Source organism: Chryseobacterium luteum, assembly GCF_000737785.1.
GTDB lineage: Bacteria > Bacteroidota > Bacteroidia > Flavobacteriales > Weeksellaceae > Chryseobacterium > Chryseobacterium luteum.
In genome coordinates this window covers 334,189-357,097 of sequence record NZ_JPRO01000001.1, presented here as the reverse complement: position 1 = coordinate 357,097, position 22,909 = coordinate 334,189, and the positions used below count along the sequence as shown (strand labels likewise).

Below are 22,909 nucleotides of genomic sequence, written 5' to 3'. Positions count from 1 at the left end.
CGTATTATTTTTGATCCGAAAATTAACTCCATGAAAACGCAAGGAAAAAAACTTTTACTGCTGATTACCTTTCTATTCTTTATTGCAGGATATTCACAGATCAGGATCTCAGGAAAGGTTACTTTTAAAAGTAAAGGCATTAATGAAATCAATGTCACATTAAAGGACACTTATGATGGTGCCACGACTGATGCCCAGGGGAACTTTTCCTTTGAAACGTCAGAAAAAGGAAACCGTATTTTAACCTTTACCCACCCGAAGTATCAGGATGTAGAAAAAGCTGTTGTGATTGATAACCAGGATATTTCCGTCAATGCAGAACTTAAAGAACAGATCAGTGAAATTGATGCCGTGGTCGTGTCCGCAGGTTCCATAGAAGCCAGCGATAAAAAGAGAGCTACCGCACTGCTGACGCCTATTGATATTTATACTACCGCAGGGGCGGATGGGCAGATCTCTTCTGCTTTAAACTATCTTCCCGGTGTCCAGAAAGTAGGAGAAACAGAAGGACTTTTTATCCGTGGAGGAACAGGAACAGAATCTAAGATCTTTATGGATGGAAGCCTGATCAACAATTATTTCTCCAATTCAGTTCCGGGAATAGCAGGGAGGGATCGTTTCAATACATCACTTTTTAAAGGGAATGTTTTTTCAAGCGGTGGATATTCAGCATTGTACGGGCAGGCTCTTTCCGGAGCGCTGATGTTGGAAAGTGTTGATCTTCCGGATCAAAGCTCTTATGATTTTGGAGTTTCACCCATCTTTTTGAGTGCGGGATTTCAGAAGCTGGGAGCAGATAAGAACCATTCTTTCGGAGCCACTTTAGGGTACTCATTACTGAGCGTTATGCAGAAGGTCTTCAATTTTAATACAGATTTTATTGATGCTCCACAAGGCTTAAACGGTGATTTTAATTTCAGAATCAAAACAAAATCAGGCGGATTCCTCAAATATTACGGAATGTATGATTCCAACAAGATGGGCGTAAGAACCGAAAGCCTGGAACCGGAATATGATTTTGCCCTCGTAAGGCTTAAAGGGAAAAATACCTATCATAATCTTTCTTTTAAACAGAAATTCGGGAAATATCTTTTGAATGCAGGAGCTTCTTACTCCTACAACAGATCCGATCTTAATTTTTCCACGGAAACCCATGATACAGAATCAGGCAGGTCTGAACTTTTAACAGATGGAAATTACATCAATTTCAAAGCAGTTCTTGAGCGTAAAATCAATAAAATAAGTGCCGTAAGAGCCGGTTTTGAATTGAATAATACAAGTGAAAAACTGAATTTTGGAGAAGTAGAGAAGAACTATAAAGACCTTATATCCGCTGTGTTTGCAGAAACAGATCTTGGATTCAGCAATGCATTATCAGCAAAGATAGGAGTCAGGGCAGAAAACTCTTCTTTTTTAGGGAAAAGCAATATTGCACCACGTTTCGCACTGGCTTACCGCCTGGCAAAAGACTGGACCACTTCCTTTGCCTACGGACTGTTTTATCAGAATCCTGAAAGCAAATACATCCACGTACCGGCAGATCTTGATTTTCAGAAATCTCAGCATTATATTTTCCAGGTTCAGAGATCATCGGAAGGAAGAAGCCTTCGTCTTGAGGCATTTTATAAAAAGTATGACCAGCTAATCAAGACATTCAACATTACACCGGATAAAGAGCAGAATCAGCAGGTACAGACGGCCCTGAACAATAATGGTTACGGATATGCAAAAGGTCTTGAGCTGTTCTGGAGAGACAAAAAAACATTTGAAAATATAGATTACTGGATCAGCTATTCATTCCTTGATTCAAAAAGAGACTTTATCAATTATCCCGTGAGCCTGAAGCCGAATTTCGCTTCCGCACATACCCTTTCCGCTGTGGCCAAGAGATTCATCCCGGAATGGAAATTAGGGGTCAATTTATCTTACACCTATTCTAAAGGCCGTCCTTATTATGACATTGCAACCAAAGCTGAAAACAGCAATGCAGTTAATTATATCAGGAACGAAGGCAGATTGAAAGATTATAATGCCCTTAACATCAGCTTTAATTACCTTCCGAACCTGGGAAAAAAGGATGCCAAAGCTTTTACCGTTTTAGTATTAAGTATTTCCAATGTTTTAGGGTCTAAAAATGTTTATGGATACAATTTCTCTCTTGACGGATCAAGAACTTCATCAGTAGTGCCGCCGGTAAACACCTTTGTATTTATAGGAGCTTTCATCAGCTTTGGAGTGGACAGGACGCAGGATGCGATCAATAATAATTTATAAAATAACAGCAGCAGATCAATATATCGCTGCAAAAACATAACTTCGGATAGACAATTAATTAACTTTAAAAAATTAGTATAATGAGAAAATACCTATTAAGTTTTGCTTTAGCTTTTATGAGTTTAACGGCTTTTGCACAGGCAGATTACGAAAAAATAATGGCTGAAAAGATAGCGAAAACGGAAACCTCCAAAACCGCGGAAGAATTTCAGACCCTGACCAATGATTTCCAGAGGATAGGCAGTAAAGAAAGTTCAAAATGGCTTCCCCCGTACTATGCCGCATTTTCCCAGATCCAGAAAGGAAGACTCTTGATGAGAAAAGGGAATATGCAGGAGCTGGATGAAATAGCAGGCCAGGCTGATAAATACCTGTCAAGCGCTCAAAATCTTGCCGGAGCGGACAATGCAGAGATCCATTTGTTAAGAAAAATGGCAGCTTCTTTAAGAATGATGGTCAATCCTGCACAGCGCTATATGACGGATGGAGCTAAAGCAACGGAAGAGCTTGATATTGCGGAAAAACTGGACCCATCCAACCCAAGGGTAGCCCTTATCAAAGCAGAGGATATCTATTTTACACCCGAACAGTACGGAGGAAGTAAAACCAAAGGAATGGAAATGTCTAAAGAAGCACTGGCAAAATTTAATGCCTATAAGCCAAAAACAACCTTAGACCCGAACTGGGGCAGGACAGAACTGGAATATTTTATCAGTATGTCTTCAAAATAACAGAAAACGAAACCTTCCTTAGCCGGAAGGTTTTTTTTATTCCATTCGGAAAGTAAAATCTGCCCTTCAGTAAAAATAATTTTTTGATACCTTTATTAAAGACTAATTTTGAGCCAAGAAAACGGATAATGAAACGTAAAGGATTTATAATATTGCTGTGGGTAACGTTGGGAACAGCGCTATTTTTCTTCTTATTTTTCACAAAAGAAAAAAGCTTCCACAATTTTTTAATTACGCTGCTTATTTCTACAATGTATTCCTTTATTCTTGGGTTGGGAAATGCATTTATCAATGATTTTCTCAACAAAAAGTTTCCGTGGTCTGAAACAACAGGAATGAGGACTGTCCTAAGTGTGGTTTCCATCATCATAGGTAATTTTATCCTGGTGTATTTCTGCAACTATATCAGCTATGTAGAGATCCAGAAAGTGGCAACAGCAGAAGTTTTTTTTTCCAAAGAATATACCACCAGGAACTGGTTCATGATCAATATAGCACTTCTGATCTCCGCTTTTCTTCATGCAAAAGGATTTATGGAAGAGCTGAAGAAAACGTCCAGGAAGGAAGTCGTGGAGCAGAAGCTCATTGCAAAGTCCGCCAACGCACAGTTTGAAAGCCTTAAAAACCAGCTGGACCCGCATTTTCTTTTCAATTCTTTGAATGTGCTGAGCTCCCTGATCGATGAAAATCCAATTCAGGCTCAGAAGTTTACAGCCTCAATGTCAAAGATTTACCGGTATGTACTCGAGCAGAAAGACAAGGAGCTTGTGACGGTAGAAAATGAGATTGAATTTGCAAAAACCTACTGTGATCTTTTAAAAACAAGATTCGAGGACAGTGTAGATTTTACTTTTGAAGTTAAAAAAGAAGATTACAGAAGATATGTGGTGCCACTGTCCCTTCAGCTTTTGCTGGAAAACTGCATCAAGCATAATTTTGCAACCTCTTCAAGACCTCTGGTCATTAAAATATTCTCGGATAACGATACGCTGTGCATAGAGAACAACCTCCAGGCAAGAGAACAGATGAAAGAAAGTGCCGGAATCGGGTTGGCGAATATTGTGCAGCGCTATGCCCTGCTTACTAAGAAGAATGTTTTCATTGAAAAATCCGAAGATTATTTTAAAGTAAAAGTTCCGATACTGTCAGATAAGCCAAACAGCAACAGTGTAAAAACAGATAACGAAAACGGATCGTACGAAAAAGCCAGAAAACGGGTAAAAGAATTAAAAAGTTTCTACGCCAATCTTATTTGCTACTTTACGGTGATCCCGTTTTTAATTGTCATCAATCTGATGACTTCACCCCAAAACCTCTGGTTTTATTTTCCTATGCTGGGATGGGGTATTGGAGTAGCCTCTCATGCATTTCAGATTTTTGGTGTTGGAGAATCCTGGAAAGAAAAGAAGATCCGGGAAATTATGGATAAACAAAAAAACAGAAACAATGGAAACCTACGATGAAAACGATATCCGGTACCAGCACGCTAAAAGGCAGGTTGAACGGTTAAAAGGATTTTACGGGCATCTGTTCTCGTATATAGCCGTCAATGCTATGATTGTCATTTATAATTATAGCCATTTGGAGCCGGGAGAAAGCTATTTTCAGTTCAAAAATTTCTTTACAGCAATATTTTGGGGAGTTGGCTTGGCTGCTCATGCTGTACTTGTTATTTTACCCAATTTTGGCTTTGTGAGAAATTGGGAAGAAAAGCAAATCAGGAAGCTGATGGAAAAAAACAAAAATTGAAAGTGAACAAATAATAAATTCTGAATCAAATTGAAATAATAATTATTCTTTAACTATAAACAAAAATTATGCATCCACTACAGCTCTTATTTTACATTTCAATGGCCGCATGGCTCCTTACTGAGATCCTCTATAAAAATATGCTGAAATCCGGCAAAGAAGACAAAAAAGACAAAGACAGGTCTACGCTGAATATTTTGTGGATGGCCATTCCTTTTTCCATTGCAGCCTCAGTAACAGTATCCAATATGACGAAATTTCCTATTGCTGAAGGAATATGGATCCTGTATACAGGTGAAGCTTTGATCCTTCTCGGGATTATTATCAGGTTTATAATCATCAGATCGTTAGGTAAATATTTTACGGTAGATGTTACGATAAAAGAAGATCATCAGATTAAAAAAGAGGGCTTTTATAAATATCTGAGACATCCTTCCTATGCATTTGCCCTGCTGACTTCTTTAGGATTGGGACTTTATCTCAATAACTGGGCTTCATTGATTCTCGCTTTTCTGCCGCCGTTTTTAGCTTTCATCTACAGGATTAAAGTGGAAGAACAGGCTTTGGTCGAAAAATTTGGAGACGAATACGTGGGATACAGAAAAAAGACTAAAAAACTCATTCCTTTCATTTACTGATTCTTCATTTTCAAAAAAACCTATCATTCCAACGCAATCATTGGTGTAATATACACGGTCTGCGGGAAATTAAAAAGCATAAACCCAAAGTCAAACCAACCTTTTTACCATTCAGAAAGTGTATTCTACGGTTCGGTCATATAAAGTTGATAGAAGGCTCATTTCTGGCCTACCTTTGATTCAACAAAATGACAAACTAACTTTTAAAAATCAGAATTATGGAAACAATGGGATACACAAAAGAAACAAGGGCTTACGAGAAAGCAGCAAAAAGAGTAAAAGAATTAAAAGGATTTTACGGAAACCTCACTTCATACTGTCTGGTGATCCCTTTCCTGGCAGCACTCAATCTTCTTACATCACCGGATCACCTATGGTTTTACTGGCCGATGTTAGGATGGGGAATCGGAATCTTAGCCCATGCTGTCAATGTTTTTGGGATAGGAAAAGAATGGGAAGATAGGAAAATCAAAGAACTGATGGATCAGGAACAAAAAAATGCAAAAACATTATAATAACTTAAAAACTTTAATGATCATGGATTACAATAATGCCTGCGAAAGAGTCAGCCAGCTGAAAAAATTTTATAAAAGCCTTCTGTGGTTTGGAATAGTGGCTGGAATTCTGTTTTTTAACGATGTTTTTGAAAACGGGAAAATTAATTTCTCTTTATTTGACGGATCTGTTATCCTTTTGATATGGGGAATTATTCTGATAGTGAAAGCGGTGAAGCTGTTCCTTTTAGATACAGAATGGGAAAAAGATGCTATAGAAAGAGAAATGAGAAAAGGCAAAAAGAACATAGATTTTTAAGCTGTTCATTTTTTATCTAATTTTATTCCGGATTAAAACTAAAACCGAAACTCAATGATCAAGACTGTCATTATTGAAGATGAAAAACCCGCTTCAAGGAAACTGGAAAGAATGCTTAACATTTTTCCTGAAATAGAGGTGGTTGCCAAAATAGAATCTGTAGAAGAAGGAATTGCCTGGTTTTCTGAAAATGAGCATCCGCAGCTTATCTTTTCCGACATAGTACTGGGAGACGGCCTGTCCTTCGATATTTTCGAAAAAGTACCAACCAAAGGATTTATCATTTATACGACAGCTTTTGACCAATATACTTTGAAAGCATTTAAGCTGAACAGCATTGATTATCTTTTGAAACCTATCCTGGAAGAAGACCTTTCCGGGGCAGTGGAAAAGTTCAAATCATTTATCCCATCCGGCAGCACATCCGGCTCTGAAGACATCAAACAGCTCATCAGAAAAGAAAAATCTACCCTTTCCCGGGTTTTGGTCAAGATCGGATATAATCTGAAGATCGTACAGACCCATGAAATAAGCTGTTTTTTTAGTGAAAATAAGATCGTCTATCTACAGACTGATGAGAGGGTCTACCCATCAGATTTCACACTGGACGAGCTTGAAGACATTCTGGAGGATAAGAAATTTTTCCGTGTAAACAGGCAGTTTATCATTAATTCAGACTATATAAAGAACATCCATACCTCTCCATACTACAAAGTCGATTTGGAATTTCAGCCGCAGGAAGAAATTACGGTCAGCCGCGACCGGGTGAAAGATTTTAAAGAATGGCTGGTGGGGTAAAATAAGATTGCAGACACGCCATAACTCAAACAACTGCATCACAAACCCCGTACCTACCTGTAATCTATCCTGTTGGATTCAGTATCTTCAAGCTGTTTGATAATAGATTGAGGAATTTCATCGCTGTTGATCGGGAAGCTGATAGAATCGGAAATAAAAGTCTTCCTGTCCGCTTTCTGAAATATCTCGAACAGGGCAATAGGCTCCTGGTTAAAACTGATACATGTACTTATAAAATGCAACTCATGGAGCTTATATTCTGGATTTTTAAGCTTTTCCTTGATATCTTTTATCCTTGAGATAAAATGTCTCTGGCGGATGAACGTATTGCTGTTCATAATGATAAATACGTAATCCGAATAAGCCGTCACCTTTCCGAAATATTTATGATGATCGCCGCCGCTTCGTTCGATGAAATATTCGCCGGTGGTCTCAGACTTGTAGATTTCCATTGCAGAACGCCATATCCGGTCGTCTTTGGCCTGCAGGATATTTTCCGGAAGATTTCTGTTGTAAGAATACCAGCAGCCGGTTAGACAGTCCAGAAGCAACGTGTTCTGCTTTGCATTGTTCATATCAATTCTCAGATCATTAAAATTGAATGCTTCCGTATTTGAATTAATAAAATCAATGTAATTTGAATATCCTAAAACCTTTACGATCGAACTCAGTTTTGCCAGATTGGGTTTGCTTAAAACCGCATTTTCGTTCTGGTAATATTTCTTTAGTTTATTGATTATCAAATGTTCATACAGGTAATGGGAGCCTAGGAGTTCCGGCTCTTTTTTTATGCCTTTGTCTGCACCGTCAGCGATGATTAAATCATTAAGTTCCGCAACGATATACGACCATTCGGTTTTCGTAACATCTTCCCAATGATTTTTCTTTAAAAAATGCAGACTCAGGAAGTTCATTAATTTTTCAAGATGAACGATATCTTCTTTTTTCATCAGTTATTATTTACAAGACTAATTTAAGGTTTATTTACGATATAAAAAGACCGTTGAAAGACTTTTATATTTTACAATCAATTCATATTTGAGTAGAAAATAAAAGTTAAAACAATGGAAACAAAAATCTCATTACAGAACGATGCTCTCTGGAACAGACTTCAGAAGTTTTCGCCGGACGCTCCCAATGTGGATTTTCCTTTTTCAAAAAAACTGGCCAAAGAAGAAAACTGGACCTTAGAATTCACTAAAAAAGCAATAGAAGAATATAAGAAGTTCGTTTATCTCTGCTGTATTCTTCCAAACGGTGCTTCACCAAGCGAAACCGTGGATAAAGTCTGGCATATGCATCTTATTTACACCGAGAATTACTGGGAAGAATTCTGTCCCCGGATTTTACAAAGGAAGCTGCATCACCATCTTTCAAAAGGAGGCTTTGTAGAAAAAGAAAAACACAGGAAATGGTTCTCGGATACCTTGAAAAGTTATCAGGAGATCTTTCAGCAGGAAGCCCCAAGGGATATCTGGTACGGGAAAGAGAAAGCCGGCAGCAGGACAATTTGGCTGAAAAGATTGAGAATCATTCCTTTATTGATTACTCTTTTTATGCTGTCATCCTGTTTGGGCGAAGTTTTAGGATCATTAACATTAGCGGCATTACCGATCATTGGCTTTTTCATTTTCTTTCATATTGTCGGCGCATTTCAGGGGAACAGCGAAAATATCGCCGGTAAAAAGAAGGATGACCGAAGTATAGAAGGAGGTGGCGATGGTGGTAGTGCTTCCAGCTGTGGTGGTGATGGAGGAGGTGGTGGATGTAGCGGAGGCTGCGGCGGAGGTTGTGGTGGTTGCGGAGGAGGATGTGGAGGATAAACAAAATACAGGGCTATGAAAAAGATAATCATTCACTCAATACCGTTATTGGTAAGCTTTACAGGACTTGCCGTATTCTGTCATACATTGAATCCCATTATTTTAAGAGGACCGGAATTTTTGCAATTCTATTTCACCCTGACCATAGGGTTTTATCTCTCTGCTTTCTGTTTAAGATTTTTCAGAGAGAATGTTTCAAAGATTTCTTTTTACTTTATGATCTTTATTTTTCTCCTGGGGGTTGTTAAATTATTCCGTGGACTGAGTTTAGACCGACCGGTGGGAATTTTATTCAGCATCCTTGTGGCGGAAATCATTATTAATATGATTTTTATATCCACTGAATTCAAGCATAAAATCAGGCAATAAAATTTCAATACATCAATAAAAAGAAACCCGAAACAAAAATGCTTCGGGATTTATAAGTATCATTAAGATCATTTAATTGTCTTGTTTTTCTTTTGCCGGTTTGTAACCGTATCTGCGCACCATTACAGAAGTGATCACTGCTAAAATAAGTGTGGCAGCAATATTTGAAGCTTCCGTATGTACAATCATCTGATAAAGATTATACCCAAAAACGGCACTTACAACAGGGATTAAAAGAAGATTGACAAAAGCATACCGGTTTTTTGAAGTCGTTTTCATAGTGATATTTTTTATTGTTATTTACTCAGTAAGTCTAACAATTCAAAATTCGTTACAGAAAATTTAAGAAAAATTCTTTTATGCAATAACTCCGCTTCCAATCAGCTCTTCACCCATATACCATGCTGCAAACTGGCCTTCCGCAATTGCTGACTGAGGCTCTTCAAATTCAATATAAGCTGCATTCTCAAACTGATAAAGTACTGCTTTCTGCAAAGACTGTCTGTATCTGAATCTTGCCATTACTTCCATAGATCCTCCTGTTTCCAGCTTCATATCCTCACGAACCCAGTGTACTTCAGAATTATCAATTTTTAATGCTTTTTTGTGCAGTCCCGGAGAGCTGTGGCCTTCACCTACAAAAATAATGTTGTTTTCCATGTCTCTGGAGATGATAAAACAGCTTTCTTTATGGCCGCCGATGCCAAGGCCTTTGCTTTGCCCGATCGTGAAAAACTGGGCGCCCTGATGCTTTCCGATCACTTTTCCGTCGGATTTTTTATAATTGATTTTCCGGGATAAAAATTCCAGTTCTTCCTCTTTCGAAGAAAATTCTGGCTTTTCTTCTGAAAATAAAGGTGAATCTTTGAAAATTTCTACAATTTCGCCTTCTTTAGGAACCAGCTGCTGCTGCAAAAACTGGGGAAGACTTACTTTTCCGATAAAGCACAGCCCCTGCGAATCCTTTTTGTCGGCAGTTACAAGTCCGATCTCTTTAGCAATTTCCCTTACCTGGGGCTTGGTAAGCTCACCGATAGGGAACAATGCTTTGGACAACTGGTTCTGGCTCAGCTGGCACAGAAAATAAGACTGGTCTTTATTGTTATCTTTTCCAGCTAAAAGATGGAATATTTCCTTTCCGTTTTCATCAAAAGTCGAAGTAACCTGGGCATAATGTCCCGTAGCTACTTTATCAGCCCCTAAAGACATCGCTGTCTTCATGAAAACATCAAATTTAACCTCTCTGTTGCATAAAACATCAGGATTCGGAGTTCTTCCTTTCTGATATTCATCAAACATATAATCTACGATACGCTCTTTGTAAAGCTCGCTCATATCAATGACCTGAAAAGGAATTCCCAGCTTCTGGGCTACCATCAGGGCATCATTACTGTCTTCAATCCACGGGCATTCATCCTCAAGCGTTACCGAAGCATCATTCCAGTTTCTCATAAACAAAGCGACCACTTCATGACCCTGTTGTTGCAATAAATACGCTGTAACACTGGAATCTACACCTCCAGATAATCCTACTACTACTTTCATTTTATTTCAATTTTACGAAACTCTTAACGGGAGTTCTTAGTTTGACCCGGCAAAAATACGACTAAAAAAATTCGAAAAAAAACCATAATTTTAAACATTGATAAAAACGATATTACTATGAAAAATTTTATTATTCCTTTATTTATAATGATTTCGGGATCCATGTTTTCTCAGGTTTCAATCGGTGCTTCACCGGAAAATAACAATCGCTGGACTTTCGGTGGCGGAATCGGAGTAGGTTTCGGAAGCCAGAGTTCGTTTTATTTACAGGCCTCTCCGAGAGTCGGTTACAAACTTACAGAAGATTTGGAAGGTGGGGTAGTTGGAAGTGTTTCCTGGCAGACTTCAGATTATTACCGTTCAACAATGTTTGGAGTGGGTCCTTTCGCCAATTATTATTTTGCAAGATCCTTTTATGTAGGGGCCAATCTTCAGCATTATTTCATCAATTATAAAGACAAATTTTATAACTATAAAGTGAATGATCAGGAAACTGCTTTATATCTGGGCGGCGGCTATATGCAGAGGATAGGGAGCAACTCTTTTATGCAGCTGGGGGTAATGTATAATGTACTGTGGAAAGAGAATTCGAGTATATTTTCAAGCGGTCTTGTGCCGAATATCGGCTTTGTAGTGGGGCTTTAATTTTTTATCTCTAATAAATCAACGGAAAATCATTAATGCTTATCTGTATTAGGGTTGTGTAACCTGTTTATATATAATGTTTTAAGTTAAATTTTAAATAAAGTAAAATAGCATCAACGCATGTTGTAAACCTGAGAGACTTAAAAAATAAAACCATCATAATTTAATATCAATAGAAACGGGCTTTAGCCAAAACATACCTAAAAACAAAAAGCACCGGATTTTTCCGGTGCTTTTCAGTATAATTACATTACTCGATTAAGATTGAGAAGACTTTTCAGTCGTTTTCTTTGTTTTAGAAGCTTTCCCGATAAGTGCATCCTTTGCATCATTAAGATCCAGGATCACCGTTTCTCCTTCATTCAATTGCTTGTTTACCAGCATTTCTGCCAATAAATCTTCAATATATTTCTGGATCGCACGTTTCAACGGTCTTGCTCCAAAGTCTTTATCCCATCCTTTTTCAGAAATAAAGTCTTTCGCTTCATCAGTTAATTCCACTTTATAGCCTAATTTTTCAAGTCTGCCATAAAGCTTGTTCAGTTCGATATCGATAATTCTTTTAATATCATCCTGTACAAGAGAGTTGAAGATCACAATGTCATCAATTCTGTTTAAGAATTCCGGAGCAAATGCTTTCTTAAGAGCATTTTCAATCGTGCTTCTCGCTCTTGTGTCTGAACCTGTCTTTTTAGCTGAAGTTCCGAATCCTACACCGTCTCCGAAATCTTTAAGATCTCTTGTACCGATATTTGAAGTCAGGATAATGATCGTATTTCTAAAGTCGATTTTTCTTCCTAAACTATCTGTAACATGGCCTTCATCCAGGATCTGCAACAGAATATTGAATACATCCGGGTGAGCTTTTTCAATCTCATCCAGGAGAACCACAGCATAAGGCTTTCTTCTTACCGCTTCAGTTAACTGTCCGCCCTCTTCGTATCCTACGTATCCCGGAGGCGCTCCAACCAATCTTGAAACCGCAAATTTTTCCATGTATTCACTCATGTCGATCCGGATCAGAGATTCATCAGATTCAAAAAGTTCTCTTGCCATTACTTTGGCAAGCTCGGTTTTACCAACCCCGGTAGTACCAAGGAAGATAAACGTACCGATAGGACGGTTAGGGTCTTTAAGCCCGGCTCTGTTTCTCTGAATTGCCTTTACAACTTTCTTCACAGCATCCTCCTGACCGATTACTTTTCCGTTCAGTTTCTCATCCATCTGAGCTAATTTATCAAGCTCATTTTTACCTACTTTCGTTACCGGAACACCACTCATCATAGAAACCACTTCTGCTACATTTTCCTCGGTTACGGTTTCTTTTTTCTCTTTTACATCTTTGTCCCATTTTTCCTGAGCCACGTTCAGTTCCATCTGAAGACGTTCCTCTTCATCTTTAAGCTTTCTGGCTTCAAGGTAATCCTGGGCTTTTACGGCTTTCTGCTTCATTTCCTTAATATCCTCGATTTTCTTTTCAAAATCAATGATCTCAGTAGGAACTTTCATGTTTTTGATATAAACACGGGAACCTGCTTCATCCATGGCATCAATAGCCTTATCGGGTAAGAAACGGTCTGTAATATATCTTGATGTCAGATTGACACACGCCAGAATTGCTTCCGGAGTATATACTACATTATGATGTTCCTCGTACTTATCTTTAATCTGATTCAGGATCTGAATGGTTTCCTCAATATTGGTAGGTTCCACCATTACTTTCTGGAATCTTCTTTCCAAAGCGCCGTCTTTTTCAATATATTGACGGTACTCATCCAGGGTGGTTGCCCCGATGCATTGAATTTCGCCCCTCGCCAAAGCTGGTTTAAACATATTGGATGCATCTAAACTTCCTGTAGAACTTCCAGCACCAACAATGGTGTGAAGCTCATCAATGAATAAGATGACATCCCTGTTTTTTTCCAGTTCTGTCATGATCGCCTTCATTCTTTCCTCAAACTGGCCACGGTATTTCGTTCCGGCAACTAAACTCGCCAGATCCAAAGTAATGACACGTTTTCCGTAAAGAACTCTGGAAACTTTCTTCTGCTGAATTCTTAATGCCAGTCCTTCTGCAATCGCAGATTTACCAACTCCAGGCTCACCGATAAGAAGAGGGTTGTTTTTCTTTCTTCGTGACAAAATCTGAGAAACTCTTTCAATTTCCTTCTCACGGCCGATTACAGGGTCTAATTTCCCGTCTCTTGCCAAAGAAGTCAAATCTCTACCAAAGTTATCCAGTGTAGGTGTTTTACTTTTTGCAGAGCCTAAATTTCCCGAAGGCTTTCTCATCTGCTCAAATTCCTCTCTGTCATCGTCATCGTCATACGCACTCATTTGCGGAGCCTGGCCGGAATTTTTAAGCATTGTCTGATATTCTTTTGAAACTCCTTCATAATCGATGTCGTAAGCTCCCAGGATATTCGAAGTAGGGTCCTCATATTTATAAAGAATGCCTAAAAGCAGATGAACGGTATTAATTTCATTGCTTTTATACTGTCTGCATTCCAGCTCAGCACGTTTGATCGCATGATCTGCCATCTTAGTGAAAGAAATATTAGTAACCTCCTCAGAAATAGGATTAAGACTTGCTGTATTTAAAGTTTCAATTTTTCTTCTGATTTGTGTTAAATCCGCATTAAGGTTTTGAAGGATTTCTTTTGCAGAGTTTTCTGTTTTTATAATACCTAAAAGTAGATGTTCTGTATTAAGAAATTCACTTTTCAGCCGTTTAGCTTCGCTTTTGCTTTGTTTGAACACCTGGCTCAAACCTTGTGAAAACTTATAATCCATAATATATCTCATTAGAATAATAGCAACATTGCCATTTATTCATTATCTAAATTACAAATATTTTACCAAAAACCAATTAATGACTTTATGGCAGAAAAAATTTTAATATCTTATTGAAAATGATTAAGTTTGTTATCCCTTAAAAACGCTCCATGAATCCCGAAATTACTACTTATATCGGTTATTCTGCATCAATTTTCATAGTACTGAGCTTCATATTGAAAGATGTAAGAAAAATTAGAATAGTCAATATGATAGGCTGTATCTGCTTTGTCATTTATGGTATCTTTAATGGAATGCTCTGGCCTGTTATTATTCCAAATGGGCTGATCTGCTTTATCCAGGTGTATCATTTGTTGGCCGGAAAGAAAAAGTAATGAAGAAAAAAATAATTACTTCTGCCTTCAGTAACCTGTATACAGACCAGCGTATAGAAAAGGTATGCCGGACTCTGCATGAAAACGGATACCAGATAGAGCTGATAGGGAATGACTGGAATGGGGCGGAAGATATGGAAAGGCCTTATCCGTTTTCCAGGATACATCTGAATTCCGGAAGTTTAAAAACGGCTTATTTTGAATTTAACTGGAAACTGTACCATCAATTAAAGAAAAAAGCAGATCATCATACTATTCTTCATGCCAATGATGTTGACTCCTTGTTGCCCAATTACCTTGTTGCTAAAAAATTAAATATTCCTCTGGTTTTTGACAGTCATGAAATTTTTTCAGAAATGCCTGCAATTCAGGGCAAAATGTCACAAAAAATTTGGAGATATCTTGAAAAACAGGTCATTCCCCAACTTACATTCATGATTACCGCCAGCGGAAGCTATGCGAAATGGTTCCAAAAAAAATACGGAGTTGATCCCGTCGTCATTCAGAATGCGCCCAGAAGAATGGATTTCACAATGGAAATTCCTGAGAATAATCCTAAAATATTTTTATATCAGGGATCGATTAATCCTTTTCGAGGTATTGACAAAGCTATTCTGGCTATGCATCATCTGGAGGGTGTGATTTTTAAAATCGCAGGAGACGGCCCGAGAAAAAAAGAATATGAAGATCTCGTTACCAAAGAGAAACTGGAACATAAAGTCCGGTTTTTAGGAAAATTAAAACCTGACGATTTAAGGAAGATAACGGTAACTGCGGATGTGGGCATGAGCATCGAAGAAAATGGGGGAGAAAGTTATTTTTACTCACTTCCGAACAAAGTTTTAGACTGTATTCAGTCCCGTGTCCCTTTAGTGCTGGCCAATCTTCCCGAAATGCAGAATATCAGAAAACAGTTTGATGTGGGAGAGATTATTGAAGACCACCAGCCTCAAAGTATCGCATCTGCAGTACGTAAAATTCTCGATAAAGGAAGAGAAAGCTATCAGAATGAACTTGAAAAGGCTTCTAAAGTATTCTGTTGGGAAAATGAAGAAATAAAACTGCTGAACGTTTTTGAAAAAGCATCAGAATAAATAATCTTTATAAAAATGATATCTTTGCATTAAAATTTGTTTAAAAAATGACCATTAAAGAAAAACAGCAGGAAATAATCGACGAGTTTGCGTTTCTTGATGACTGGGAACAGAAATATGAATATATTATTGATCTTGGAAAAGAACTGAAAGGACTCCCTGAAGACCGCAAAACGGATGATAATTTAATCAAAGGCTGTCAGAGTAAGGTGTGGATCGATGCCGAATTCAGAGATGGTAAACTTTTTTTCGATGCAGACTCAGACGGAATTCTTCCAAAAGGGATTGTTTCTCTTTTGGTAAGTATTTACAGCGGTCATTCTACCCAGGAAATCTTAGATTCTGATTTTGAGTTTATTTCAGAAATCGGACTTCAGGAATTTCTTTCGCCTTCCAGGGCAAACGGTTTAATGGCAATGACCAAACAGATCAAATTTTACGCAGTTGCCTATCAGCTAAAATCGTAGCCGTGACCAGAATTCTAGCATATCGTTTTTCTGCTTTTGGCGATGTCGCGATGACGGCGCCTGTATTTCGGGAGTTTCTGGAACAGAACCCTGATGTGGAAATCATCATGGTTTCCAGAAAAAACTTTGAAAGCTTATTTTCTGATATTCCGAATGTTACGTTTAAAGGAATTAATCTTGATGAATATAAAGGCATCTTTGGGCTAAGAAGACTGGCGAACGAACTGGCGGGAGAATTTAATCCTGATTTTATAGCCAACCTTCATGATGTGATAAGAACCAAAATCCTGGACAGGATTTATAGAAGGAAAGGATTTAAGGTTTTTAAAATAAATAAGGGAAAAGAAGAGAAGGAGGAGCTTACGGATGTATGGAATCTGAATAAAGTTCAGTTAAGAAAAACCGTTGAGCGGTATGCAGATGTTTTCCGTGAGATGGGCTTTAATGTAGAGCTTTCTCATAAGCTCAGGCCGGCGGTGGGACAAAAATCAGGAATAGGGCTGGCTCCTTTTGCTCAGCATAAAGGGAAAATGCTTCCTCTGGAAAAGTCCTACGAACTGGCTAAAATTTTGGCCCAAAGGAATACTGTGTATTTCTTTGGCGGCGGGAAAAAAGAAACGGAAACCCTTGAAAAATGGGAAAATGAGATCCCGAATACAAAAAGTCTTTCAGGAAAATTAACCCTTTCAGAAGAGCTTGAGAAAATCTCTGAACTGGAACTGATGATTTCTATGGATTCAGCCAATATGCACCTTGCAAGCCTTATGGGGACCAGATGTATCTCCATTTGGGGTTCAACACATCCTTATGCGGGATTTCTGGGCTTCGGACAGAGCGAAAATGATGTGGTTCAGGTTACTGATCTTACCTGCAGACCCTGCTCTGTTTTTGGAGATAAAGAATGTTACCGTGGCGACTGGGCATGTCTTGAAGAGCTTAATATCCAGAAAATAGTAAAAGCGGCCAACTCTTAAAAATGACCTTACTCATCTCTTCAGCTTTAGCATCATCAGAATAGTTCTCTTCCAGCACTTTACTTCTGATCTCGTTTTCATTATAATCTTCAGCTGCTGTTTCAATGATCCTTTGGCGGATTTCATCCGAAGTAAATCCCAAACGGCATAAACCCGTCAGAGCAGAATCGTCTGTGATATTTTCATTAATAATAACAAACCTGCTGTTATACAGCGCATTAAACAGTTTCACCTTCGTGCCGGAATTCTGATAAGAGAGAAGGATATTAGCGTGGGCATTTTCAAAAAGCTGGCGAAGATTCTTGTCTGTTTCAATGGGAACAAGGCTTATGTTTCTGATATTGTTAATTTTCTTTTTTAAATCGTCACCGGCGCGGTCGGAAGCCACTACAAGCCTGTGGCTGGGAAGAGTTTTAAACATACTGATGGTTTCTTCCAGGGCTTTTTTATTGTCAGAAATACTCAAATCACCATGGAAAAGAAAATAATCACCCTTTCCGTTCAAATGCTTTACAGACTCATTGCCATGAAAAATATGGATAAGCCGGGCATTTTTTGAATATGAATTCACATCATTCAGTTCTTTTTCAGAAAGACAGAATACACTTTCAAATTCCTTTAAAAGCTTTTTCTGATAGCCTGCAAATTTTACAGATTCTATCCTGTAAATGATCTTTTTGAAGATATTTTTTTCTGAAGAAGAAAGACCTTTATAATATTCTGCTTCGTTGTTGTGAAATCTGAGATAGAGTTTGTAGTCTTTGTTTTTTAATCTGCGGATAATTTCAGTCGTTTGCAGGCCTTCAAACAGTATTGGAGCTTCTATGCTCATCAGATTTTCAAAGAGTACATCAGAAGTTCTTATAGCGGCTGCAAAAGGAACGGCTGAAAAATAGTAGAACGGGTTTTTCTTCTTTTTGTAGAAGAAAATGTTTGCCGTAATGCTTTTAATCTCATGATCAACTGTTTCCGGAATGCTGTCTACAAAACAATGGAGATGGATCTTTATACCAATGTCTGACAAGGCTTTAATCTTATAATAAACATCAATAATACCGCCATAAGAGGGAGGATAAGGATAATTGAACGATATAAGATGAAGTTCCTTCAAAAACAGTGTATTTAAGGCTGTGAGATCACAAAGGTAAGAATATCCCGAATGTTTTTAACAAAAAAAATCTCCCAATACATTGAGAGATTTTGTGGGCCCTGAGGGATTCGAACCCCCGACCCTCTGGGTGTAAACCAGATGCTCTGAACCAACTGAGCTAAGAGCCCTGAATTTTTTTTGAAAGGCTTCAGTTACCTTTGTGTGGGCCCTGAGGGATTCGAACCCCCGACCCTCTGGGTGTAAACCAGATGCTCTGAACCAACTGAGCTAAGAGCCCCTATACTTGTTTTCCTCGTTTAGAGTGGTGCAAATATACGACTTATTCAGAAATCTCCAAATTTTTTTCTAAAAATTCTCCCACAACAAAATTACTTCCGCCGATGAAAATCATTTCTTCTTTTGTACATTGCTCTTTTGCAGAAAGATACGCTTCCTGTACCGAATCGAAAATTTTATAAGAAATTTTTGCCTCCAGCAGAAGATTTTCATAGTCTTCGGGATGTCTTCCCCTGTTGATGGATGGTTTGGCAAAATAAAATTCTGAATTTTCAGGAAGAAGAGCCATTACTTCATCTATGTTTTTATCATTCACGAACCCCAAAATGACGTGTTTATGTTTATCAATGGAGTTCAACTGAGAAAATACATACTCCAGTCCTGCCTGGTTGTGTCCCGTATCGCAGATCGTGAGGGGATCTTTTGAAAATTCAAACCAGCGGCCTATAAAACCTGTGTTTTGGTGTACATGCAACAGCCCTTTCTCAATATTTTCTTTAGAAACAGAAATGTTTAATTTTTTTAATTCTTCTATCAAAGCAAGAACAACACGGATGTTTTTCTTCTGATAATTTCCTTTAAGATCAGAGACCCGGTCTGTCTGTACCATCGTAGCATCAATAAACGGCGCTTTTTCCCGGTCAGCTTTTTCTCTGATGATATTTTTCACTGTATCGGTTTCCTCTCCTGAAATAACCGGTGTATTTGGCTTGATGATTCCCGCTTTTTCTGCAGCAATTTCTTCAATGGTGTTTCCTAAAATATTCTGGTGATCCAGCTGTACATTTGTAATAGCAGCTGCCAGGGGTTTGATAATATTTGTGGAATCCAGCCTTCCGCCAAGCCCCACTTCAATAATGGCAAAATCTACCTGTTGCCGGTAAAAATACTCAAAAGCCATGATCGTTGTGAATTCAAAAAAAGAAGGGAGGATATCTTCGGGAAGGGTTTTAAGTTTTTGGATAAAATGATAAACAAATTCTTTATTGCAGTTTTTGCCGTTTACTTTAATGCGTTCCGTGAAGTCGATAAGGTGTGGAGAATTGTATAAACCCACTTTATATCCCGCTTCCTGCAGAACAGAAGCCAGCATATTGCTGGAAGATCCTTTGCCGTTCGTACCTCCGATATGGATGCACCGTATCTTTTCCTGCGGATTTCCAAAAAAAGCACAAAGCTTTGTAATGTTGTCTAATCCGGGTTTATAGGCTTTCAGTCCGTCGGTCTGGTAGTTGGGAGCCTGTACGAAAAGCCAGTCGACAGATTCCTGATATTGTTCGGTTGTCATGATACAAAATTCTCAAAAGTTTTATTAAAATGAAACAATAATTTTTTTAAACTGTAACTTTTTTATATTTGGCTCGTCTAATATTGAAAATTATTAATATGAAAAAAGTTTGGATTATCGTCTTTGGATTAAGTTGTCTGGGACTAAGCGCCCAGAAGAAATGGTCCTTAAGAGAATGTGTAGACTATGCTGTGGAGCATAATCTTCAGGTTATCCAAAATCAATATTCTAAGCAGATCCAGGATTCTAACCTTAAAATGGCTAAAAAAGAATACCTGCCTTCTGTATCCGCAGGAATGTCCAATTCAGTGGGTTTCGGGCAGCTTCCATTGGGTACGGGAAGTATCAGGAATGACAGGTTCAACAACAGCGCAAACCTGGGAGCGGATGTTCTGCTTTACAATAATGGCAGATTAGAGAAAAATATCAGAAAAATACAGTTTGATGTAGAAGCCAGCCAATACGATATAGAAACCATTAAAAATGATATTTCTCTACAGATTGCACAGCAGTATCTTACTGTTCTCCTGAACAAGGAAATTGTTAAAATCTCCCAGAGTGCGGTAGAAAATGCCCAAAAACAATATGACAGAGCCAAAATAACAACCCAGGTAGGAACAACTGCACAAACTATCCTGGCAGAGGCAGAAGCAGCCTTAGCAAGAGAAAAGCAGAATCTTAAAACTGCGGAAATAAATGTAGGAAGAGCTTTGTTTGCCATCGTTCAGCTTTTACAGCTTCCCGAATATAAAGGCTTTGATGTGGAAGAGGTAACTGTTTCTGATACACTGCCGTCCCAGCTTAAGTCTGTGGATGACGTGCTTACTACCGCCTATGAAAACCAACCACAGATAAAAGCTGCCGAAAGCAGAATCCGGTCTGCTGAAGCACAGACGGAGATAACCAAGACTGGGTTTTGGCCAACACTCACTGCGAATGCCGGTGTTTCTTCGTTCTATAATAATATGTTAAGTAAAAACTACGACCAGTTTGGGAACCCTGTTATTGATCCTTCTTTTTTCCAGCAGTATAAGGATAATTTCGGACAGAATATAGGACTTTCCCTGAATGTTCCTATTTTCAACAAGGGAATTACAAGACTTCAGGTGGAACAGTCTAAAATTAATCAGAGTATTGCTAAAAATACGCTTGAGCAGCAGAAAAACACTGTAAGACAAAATGTACAGAAGGCCCAGTTTGATGTAGATGCCAATTACGAAACTTTCCTTTCGGCGGTAGAAACTGAGAAAAGCACTAAGCTGGCTTTAGAATTTGCGGATAAAAGCTATGCGGCCGGAAGATCTACGATTTATGACGTCAACGTGGCCAGAAATAATTATGCAAATGCACAGGGATCAGTTGCACAGGCAAAATATAATTACCTTTTCAGCCTTAAGCTGCTGAATTTCTACTCCGGAATTCCATTAAGTTTGTAAAATGTCCATCAAGTCATTAGAAAAATATTTACCCCAAAATACCCATAAATACTTAAGGATTTGGTTTGCGGATTATTTTATTCATATAAAAGTCACACGCAGCAGAAATTCTAAGCTGGGAGATTATAGAAAACTTCTGGATAATTCACATGAAATAACCGTCAATTCAACGTTGACGCCGCCGCTTTTTTTCTTTGTCCTTACCCATGAGCTGGCTCATTTGATCGCTTTTGAAAAATATGGACGGAGAATATCACCTCATGGCAATGAATGGAAAGAAACCTTTAGAAACATGCTTCTTGAAAGCCTTGAAGTGTATGAAGAAGATCTGAGGCCCATTATCGTGAGATTTTCAAAATCCCCAAAAGCCAATTTTATGGCCAGCCCGGATCTGGTAAGATATTTTCATACTGAAAAACAGGATGATAGGCTGCTTTTCATTGAAGAGCTTCAAAAAGGAGAACTTTTTATATACCGGAACGAAAAGTATTTATTAGAAGGTCTGATTAAAAAAAACTATCTTTGTAAGAATCTGGCTACAGGAAGGAAGTATTCTTTCAAGCCTCTGGCCAGGGTTGAAAAATGTAGTCAAGAATGTTAAAATCAGATAGATACTGTGTCATCATGGCGGGAGGAATCGGCAGCCGGTTCTGGCCAATGAGTACACAGAAATTTCCAAAACAGTTTCAGGATATTTTGGGAACCGGGCGCACCATGATTCAGCAGACTTATGACAGAATCAGCCGCATCATTCCTAAAGAACAGATATTCGTGATCACGAATAAAGAATATGTTGCGCTTTCCCATCAGCAGCTTCCGGAAATTCCTGAAGACAATATTGTGGGTGAACCACTGATGAAAAATACGGCGGCCTGTAATCTGTACATGGCCAACAAAATTGCTGAAATTAATCCTGATGCAACGATGGTCGTGCTTCCGGCAGATCATTTGATCTTAAAAGAAGATGTATTTCTGGAAAAAGTAGAGCTTGCTTTTGACCTTGCTGCAAAACATGAATATCTGGTAACTCTTGGCATTACACCTACAAGGCCTGATACAGGGTACGGATACATACAGTTTGTAGAAAAGAAGGGCTCGGATTATTTTAAAGTAAAAACATTTACAGAAAAACCTATTCTTGAAATCGCCCAAAGCTTTTTAGAAAGCGGGGATTTCCTGTGGAATGCCGGAATATTCATCTGGAATGTGAAAAGCATTCATCATGCATTTGAACTGTATCTTCCCGAGATGATGCAGCATTTCATGGCCTGTGAGTATAATTCTGATAGAGAGGACGGCTGTATAGAGACCATTTACCCGAAGGTTCAGAAGATTTCTATTGACAACGGGATCCTGGAAAAAGCAAAAAATGTATATGTTATTCCCTCGGATCTTGGATGGAGTGACCTGGGAACATGGACCTCCGTATACGAAAATACAGATAAGGATAAGGACGGAAACGCAGTAAAGCTAAAGCATTTCCTGAATTATAATTCCAAAGGAAACATTATTCGCCTGAAAAACAACAATAAAGCTGTGATCATCGACGGTCTTGAAAATTTTATTGTGGTGGATACGGATAAAGCACTGCTGATATGTCTCAGAGACAATGATCAGCTGATCAAAGACTACGTTCTTGACCTGAAAAGTTTTAAGAAAGGAGATAAATTCATGTAAAATTTGGGTATCTTTCTGCTGATTTTTGAAT

Annotated in this window: 24 protein-coding genes and 2 tRNA genes; 18 read left to right on the top strand and 8 right to left on the bottom strand. The window is 38.4% G+C overall.

Features of this window, described 5'->3' with window-relative positions:
• Positions 1-30 precede the first annotated feature (30 nt).
• The 8 genes from IX38_RS01610 (at position 31) to IX38_RS01575 (ending at position 7,003) form a co-directional block, all read left to right on the top strand.
• Positions 31-2,274 carry a TonB-dependent receptor gene (locus IX38_RS01610; RefSeq protein WP_034701651.1) on the top strand — a complete coding sequence of 748 codons (2,244 nt, stop codon included), beginning with the start codon at positions 31-33 and terminating at the stop codon, positions 2,272-2,274.
• Between the two features lie 80 nt (positions 2,275-2,354).
• Entirely contained in the window at positions 2,355-3,005 is a 651-nt protein-coding gene (locus IX38_RS01605) for a hypothetical protein (protein WP_034701098.1), read from the top strand.
• 128 nt (positions 3,006-3,133) lie between these two features.
• A complete protein-coding gene (locus IX38_RS01600) occupies positions 3,134-4,468 on the top strand; it encodes a 2TM domain-containing protein (protein WP_034701097.1) in 1,335 nt (444 codons plus the stop codon).
• A complete protein-coding gene (locus IX38_RS01595) occupies positions 4,452-4,754 on the top strand; it encodes a 2TM domain-containing protein (RefSeq protein WP_034701096.1) in 303 nt (100 codons plus the stop codon). Before IX38_RS01600 ends, IX38_RS01595 begins: the two co-directional genes overlap by 17 nt.
• Before the next feature lie 68 nt (positions 4,755-4,822).
• Positions 4,823-5,392, top strand: a complete 570-nt coding sequence (locus tag IX38_RS01590; RefSeq protein WP_034701095.1) for a methyltransferase family protein — start codon at positions 4,823-4,825, stop codon at positions 5,390-5,392.
• A gap of 218 nt (positions 5,393-5,610) precedes the next feature.
• Positions 5,611-5,907, top strand: a complete 297-nt coding sequence (locus IX38_RS01585) for a 2TM domain-containing protein (protein WP_034701094.1) — start codon at positions 5,611-5,613, stop codon at positions 5,905-5,907.
• Positions 5,891-6,205 carry a 2TM domain-containing protein gene (locus IX38_RS01580; RefSeq protein ID WP_034701093.1) on the top strand — a complete coding sequence of 105 codons (315 nt, stop codon included), beginning with the start codon at positions 5,891-5,893 and terminating at the stop codon, positions 6,203-6,205. Before IX38_RS01585 ends, IX38_RS01580 begins: the two co-directional genes overlap by 17 nt.
• A 54-nt stretch (positions 6,206-6,259) precedes the next feature.
• Positions 6,260-7,003, top strand: coding sequence for a LytR/AlgR family response regulator transcription factor (locus IX38_RS01575; protein ID WP_084680155.1), 744 nt, complete (start codon positions 6,260-6,262; stop codon positions 7,001-7,003).
• Between the two features lie 53 nt (positions 7,004-7,056).
• Here IX38_RS01575 and IX38_RS01570 read toward each other — a convergent pair whose 3' ends face one another.
• A complete protein-coding gene (locus IX38_RS01570) occupies positions 7,057-7,953 on the bottom strand; it encodes a hypothetical protein (RefSeq protein WP_034701092.1) in 897 nt (298 codons plus the stop codon).
• 114 nt (positions 7,954-8,067) lie between these two features.
• Here IX38_RS01570 and IX38_RS22550 point away from each other — a divergent pair, with 114 nt between their 5' ends.
• Positions 8,068-8,826, top strand: a complete 759-nt coding sequence (locus IX38_RS22550) for a glycine-rich domain-containing protein (RefSeq protein WP_034701091.1) — start codon at positions 8,068-8,070, stop codon at positions 8,824-8,826.
• Between the two features lie 15 nt (positions 8,827-8,841).
• The gene (locus tag IX38_RS01560; RefSeq protein ID WP_034701090.1) at positions 8,842-9,195 is read left to right on the top strand and encodes a hypothetical protein; all 354 of its coding nucleotides are present in this window, start codon (positions 8,842-8,844) and stop codon (positions 9,193-9,195) included.
• A 72-nt stretch (positions 9,196-9,267) separates the two neighbouring features.
• On the opposite strand, the gene IX38_RS01555 is transcribed toward IX38_RS01560, so the two are convergent.
• Together IX38_RS01555 and mnmA are read right to left on the bottom strand one after the other, a co-directional pair.
• Positions 9,268-9,474, bottom strand: coding sequence for a hypothetical protein (locus IX38_RS01555; RefSeq protein ID WP_034701089.1), 207 nt, complete (start codon positions 9,472-9,474; stop codon positions 9,268-9,270).
• Positions 9,475-9,552: 78 nt separating this feature from the next.
• Positions 9,553-10,740, bottom strand: a complete 1,188-nt coding sequence (gene mnmA, locus IX38_RS01550) for a tRNA 2-thiouridine(34) synthase MnmA (RefSeq protein ID WP_034701088.1) — start codon at positions 10,738-10,740, stop codon at positions 9,553-9,555.
• A gap of 117 nt (positions 10,741-10,857) precedes the next feature.
• Here mnmA and IX38_RS01545 point away from each other — a divergent pair, with 117 nt between their 5' ends.
• Positions 10,858-11,385 (top strand): hypothetical protein, encoded by a 528-nt coding sequence (locus IX38_RS01545; RefSeq protein WP_034701087.1) that lies wholly within the window; start codon positions 10,858-10,860, stop codon positions 11,383-11,385.
• A gap of 258 nt (positions 11,386-11,643) precedes the next feature.
• Here the strand turns inward: IX38_RS01545 and IX38_RS01540 are convergent, their stop codons facing one another.
• A complete protein-coding gene (locus tag IX38_RS01540) occupies positions 11,644-14,178 on the bottom strand; it encodes an ATP-dependent Clp protease ATP-binding subunit (RefSeq protein ID WP_034701645.1) in 2,535 nt (844 codons plus the stop codon).
• 152 nt (positions 14,179-14,330) lie between these two features.
• Here IX38_RS01540 and IX38_RS22250 point away from each other — a divergent pair, with 152 nt between their 5' ends.
• Genes IX38_RS22250 through IX38_RS01525 form a run of 4 tightly spaced genes read left to right on the top strand, consistent with a single transcriptional unit; the run spans position 14,331 to position 17,090 of the window.
• On the top strand, positions 14,331-14,555 hold the full coding sequence (locus tag IX38_RS22250) for a uroporphyrinogen decarboxylase (RefSeq protein ID WP_084680149.1): 225 nt from the start codon (positions 14,331-14,333) through the stop codon (positions 14,553-14,555).
• Entirely contained in the window at positions 14,555-15,649 is a 1,095-nt protein-coding gene (locus IX38_RS01535) for a glycosyltransferase (protein ID WP_034701086.1), read from the top strand. The genes IX38_RS22250 and IX38_RS01535 overlap by 1 nt, the downstream gene beginning before the upstream one ends.
• Positions 15,650-15,696: 47 nt before the next feature.
• Positions 15,697-16,116, top strand: coding sequence for a SufE family protein (locus IX38_RS01530; RefSeq protein WP_034701085.1), 420 nt, complete (start codon positions 15,697-15,699; stop codon positions 16,114-16,116).
• Positions 16,117-16,118: 2 nt separating this feature from the next.
• A complete protein-coding gene (locus IX38_RS01525) occupies positions 16,119-17,090 on the top strand; it encodes a glycosyltransferase family 9 protein (RefSeq protein WP_034701084.1) in 972 nt (323 codons plus the stop codon).
• Here IX38_RS01525 and IX38_RS01520 read toward each other — a convergent pair.
• From IX38_RS01520 to IX38_RS01505, 4 genes are all read right to left on the bottom strand, one after another.
• The gene (locus IX38_RS01520; protein WP_034701083.1) at positions 17,053-18,201 is read right to left on the bottom strand and encodes a hypothetical protein; all 1,149 of its coding nucleotides are present in this window, start codon (positions 18,199-18,201) and stop codon (positions 17,053-17,055) included. The genes IX38_RS01525 and IX38_RS01520 overlap by 38 nt on opposite strands.
• 92 nt (positions 18,202-18,293) lie before the next feature.
• A tRNA-Val gene (locus tag IX38_RS01515) sits at positions 18,294-18,368 on the bottom strand.
• A gap of 35 nt (positions 18,369-18,403) precedes the next feature.
• Positions 18,404-18,478: transfer RNA gene (locus IX38_RS01510), tRNA-Val, on the bottom strand.
• 42 nt (positions 18,479-18,520) lie between these two features.
• A complete protein-coding gene (locus IX38_RS01505; RefSeq protein ID WP_034701082.1) occupies positions 18,521-19,765 on the bottom strand; it encodes a bifunctional folylpolyglutamate synthase/dihydrofolate synthase in 1,245 nt (414 codons plus the stop codon).
• Between the two features lie 98 nt (positions 19,766-19,863).
• Here IX38_RS01505 and IX38_RS01500 point away from each other — a divergent pair, with 98 nt between their 5' ends.
• Genes IX38_RS01500 through IX38_RS01490 form a run of 3 tightly spaced genes read left to right on the top strand, consistent with a single transcriptional unit; the run spans position 19,864 to position 22,878 of the window.
• The gene (locus tag IX38_RS01500) at positions 19,864-21,201 is read left to right on the top strand and encodes a TolC family protein (RefSeq protein WP_034701081.1); all 1,338 of its coding nucleotides are present in this window, start codon (positions 19,864-19,866) and stop codon (positions 21,199-21,201) included.
• Between the two features lies 1 nt (position 21,202).
• Positions 21,203-21,802 carry a SprT-like domain-containing protein gene (locus tag IX38_RS01495; RefSeq protein ID WP_034701080.1) on the top strand — a complete coding sequence of 200 codons (600 nt, stop codon included), beginning with the start codon at positions 21,203-21,205 and terminating at the stop codon, positions 21,800-21,802.
• Positions 21,796-22,878 (top strand): mannose-1-phosphate guanylyltransferase, encoded by a 1,083-nt coding sequence (locus IX38_RS01490; RefSeq protein WP_034701079.1) that lies wholly within the window; start codon positions 21,796-21,798, stop codon positions 22,876-22,878. Before IX38_RS01495 ends, IX38_RS01490 begins: the two co-directional genes overlap by 7 nt.
• The last annotated feature ends 31 nt before the right edge of the window (positions 22,879-22,909 follow it).